This window comes from Flavobacterium sp. (assembly GCF_044338735.1).
Taxonomy (GTDB): domain Bacteria; phylum Bacteroidota; class Bacteroidia; order Flavobacteriales; family Flavobacteriaceae; genus Flavobacterium.
The window spans coordinates 1-2765 of sequence record NZ_JBIIWV010000231.1 but is presented as its reverse complement, the minus strand read 5'-3'; the positions used below and the strand labels follow the sequence as shown (position 1 = coordinate 2765).

Annotated in this window: 4 protein-coding genes; 2 read left to right on the top strand and 2 right to left on the bottom strand. The window is 32.6% G+C overall.

What is annotated here, in order from left to right:
* The coding region (gene upp / locus ACIQZC_RS10565) for a uracil phosphoribosyltransferase (RefSeq protein ID WP_396139185.1) at positions 1–573 on the top strand (573 nt) is incomplete at its 5' end.
* Here upp and ACIQZC_RS10560 read toward each other — a convergent pair.
* A complete protein-coding gene (locus tag ACIQZC_RS10560) occupies positions 568–1497 on the bottom strand; it encodes a DUF6427 family protein (protein WP_396139184.1) in 930 nt (309 codons plus the stop codon). The genes upp and ACIQZC_RS10560 overlap by 6 nt on opposite strands.
* A gap of 46 nt (positions 1498–1543) precedes the next feature.
* On the opposite strand from ACIQZC_RS10560, the gene ACIQZC_RS10555 reads away from it, so the two are divergent.
* Positions 1544–1774 (top strand): uracil phosphoribosyltransferase, encoded by a 231-nt coding sequence (locus tag ACIQZC_RS10555; RefSeq protein WP_396139183.1) that lies wholly within the window; start codon positions 1544–1546, stop codon positions 1772–1774.
* A 20-nt stretch (positions 1775–1794) separates the two neighbouring features.
* Here the strand turns inward: ACIQZC_RS10555 and purD are convergent.
* The coding region (gene purD / locus ACIQZC_RS10550; RefSeq protein ID WP_396139182.1) for a phosphoribosylamine--glycine ligase at positions 1795–2765 on the bottom strand (971 nt) is incomplete at its 5' end.

The window sequence follows — 2765 nt, the reverse complement described above, 5'->3', positions numbered from 1 at the left end:
GACAGCATGCGTTTTCGAAAAAACATTGAACGGATAGGAGAAATAATGGCGTATGAATTGAGCAAAACACTTGATTATAAGAATATTGATGTGCAAACGCCTTTAGGAATTAAACACACCACAACAATTGCTGAACCTGTAGTTTTATGTTCGATTTTACGGGCCGGCTTAGCATTGCATCAAGGTTTTATGAACTTTTTTGATGCCGCAGAAAACGGATTTGTTTCGGCTTACCGTAATCATTATAACAATGATGATCAATTTGATATTTTGGTCGAATATCAGGCTGCGCCTTCTTTTGAAGGAAAAAATCTTATTTTAATTGACCCAATGTTGGCTACCGGACAATCAATTGTAGCGGTTTTGCAAAAATTGCATTTGGAACACCAACCCAAAGAAATACATGTTGCAGTTGTAATTGCGGCTCCTGAAGGAATTGATTATTTAGAAAAAAATCTTCCTTCAACCTGTCATTTATGGGTTGCTGCTTTGGATGAAAAATTAAACGATAAAAACTATATCGTTCCGGGGCTGGGAGATGCTGGTGATTTAGCTTATGGTAGTAAATTATAATTGCATCACATAGAAAAAAACTGCAGAAATTATCATTCCATACACGATAATTTCTTTTATCCATTTATTGTCTATTTTCTCTATAAAATTTGCGCCAATAATAGCTAGAGGAGCAAAACAAAATGCCAAACTTCCATTGTTTTTATTTGCAGAAAGCACATAAATTCCGACACCTAAAATAAAAGAAAACAATATGGTTTTGTGTGAAGATTTCATGTTTAATGCCTTATTTGGAATATCAAAAATTTGAGAAACAAAGAAAAATAAACTTATTGCTGCAAATAAAGCCAATGCCATACGTTGATATATAGTATCAAAATAATAAAAATTAAAACTCACATACGTTTTACTTAATAAGGAGCTCATTAATGAATTATCCAAAAAACTATTGACAAGGAAAAACAAAATAGTAACTGCTAACAACGAAATGAAAGGAATAACCCAGTTTCTATAATCTCTGGAAACGTGAAGAATGATGGCAATAAAAACCAGAACAATATACAATAAACTCCAAAAATGAAATAAACCGGCTAACAAAATCCAAAAAGAAGCATCAAAAATTTTCTCTTTTGTTGATACTAGTGATTTCAAAGAAATTAGTCGTCTTAAAGCTAATAACAAAAAGAAATTGGCAATAATTATGTTTTTATTTTCAAAATAGGACGAGAAAAAAAGTAAAAAGACAAAAAATAATAATAAAGCATAATTATTGGTTTTTGTTAATTCATTTTTAAGTGCAATAAAGTTGATTAGAAAACTTGACGCAAACACAATTACAAAAAGTCCAATTTCTTGAGCAAAATATAGCCATGAAGCACCGGTTTCAGCAGTTATAAGTGTCTTTAGAATGAAGAACACAAACAACAAAATTCCAATGGCTAAATAATTAAATGGTCTAGTTTTACCAAAAACACTTGCTATCATGCGAATATTTTATATTTTTGTGGTGTAAATATAATACTTTATCAAAATGAAATCATTTTTTGAAGGAATTGCAAGTCTTTTTGTTGACTTTTTGTTTGTTCCAATGGATTTACTCCGTGAATTAGAATTATCTAACTGGTGGACTGCAAACATTATTAACTGGTTATTTATAATCGTTTGTTGTGTTGCTATGCGCTATTGGATTAAGCAATTAAATATTTTTAAAGCAAACAACGAAGACGTGCAAGACACCACTGCGCATTCTTTTTTAAAATAAATTTTAAGAACAAGGAAATTTTATAAATCGTTTCCTATGTCTTTTCTATAATACATCTTATCAAATTGTAGTTTTGCTATACTTTGGTAAGATTTTTTTATGGCTTCTTGAAAATCATTCCCATACGAAGTTACAGCAATAACGCGACCGCCATTAGTAACAACTTTTCCGTTTTCTAATTTTGTTCCTGCGTGAAAAGGTATTGAATCAGTGATGCTTTCTAACCCAAAAATTTCTTTCCCTTTTTCATAGTCTTCCGGATAACCCCCAGAAACTACCATAATCGTTGTGGCTGCTCTTTCGTCGATTTCTAATGTAATTTTATCCAATTCTTGATTGCCAATTGCTTCAAAAATTTCGACTAAATCAGATTTTAATCTTGGCATTACCACTTCTGTTTCAGGATCGCCCATTCGCACATTGTATTCAATGACCATAGGTTCGCCTTTTACATTGATTAATCCAATAAAAACAAATCCTTTATACTCAATACCGTCTTTTTGAAGACCAGCAATGGTTGGTTTAACTATTCTCTCTTCAATTTTTTCTAACAAAACAGCATCGGCAAATGGAACTGGAGACACAGCTCCCATTCCGCCTGTATTTAGTCCTGTATCGCCTTCTCCTATGCGTTTGTAGTCTTTTGCTGTTGGTAATACTTTATAGGATTTTCCGTCGGTTAAAACGAAACAACTTAATTCAATCCCGTCTAAAAATTCTTCAATTACTACTTTTGAACTTGCTTGTCCAAATTTAGCCCCCACCAACATATTTCGTAATTCAGTTTTAGCTTCGCTCAAGTCCGACAAAATTAACACCCCTTTACCGGCAGCTAGTCCGTCGGCTTTTAAAACGTATGGTGCCTCAAGTGTTTCTAAAAATGTGCAACCCTGTTCAACGGTATCTTTTGTAAAACTTTCGTAACGAGCTGTTGGAATGTTGTGTTTTACTAAAAATTCTTTGGCAAATTCTTTACTTCCTTCTAGTTGCG

Bases quoted from the DNA above. Each gene is read 5' to 3' on its own strand.
- ACIQZC_RS10560 (WP_396139184.1), bottom strand. From the start codon at position 1,497: ATGATAGCAAGTGTTTTTGGTAAAACTAGACCATTTAATTATTTAGCC.
- ACIQZC_RS10555 (WP_396139183.1), top strand. From the start codon at position 1,544: ATGAAATCATTTTTTGAAGGAATTGCAAGTCTTTTTGTTGACTTTTTG.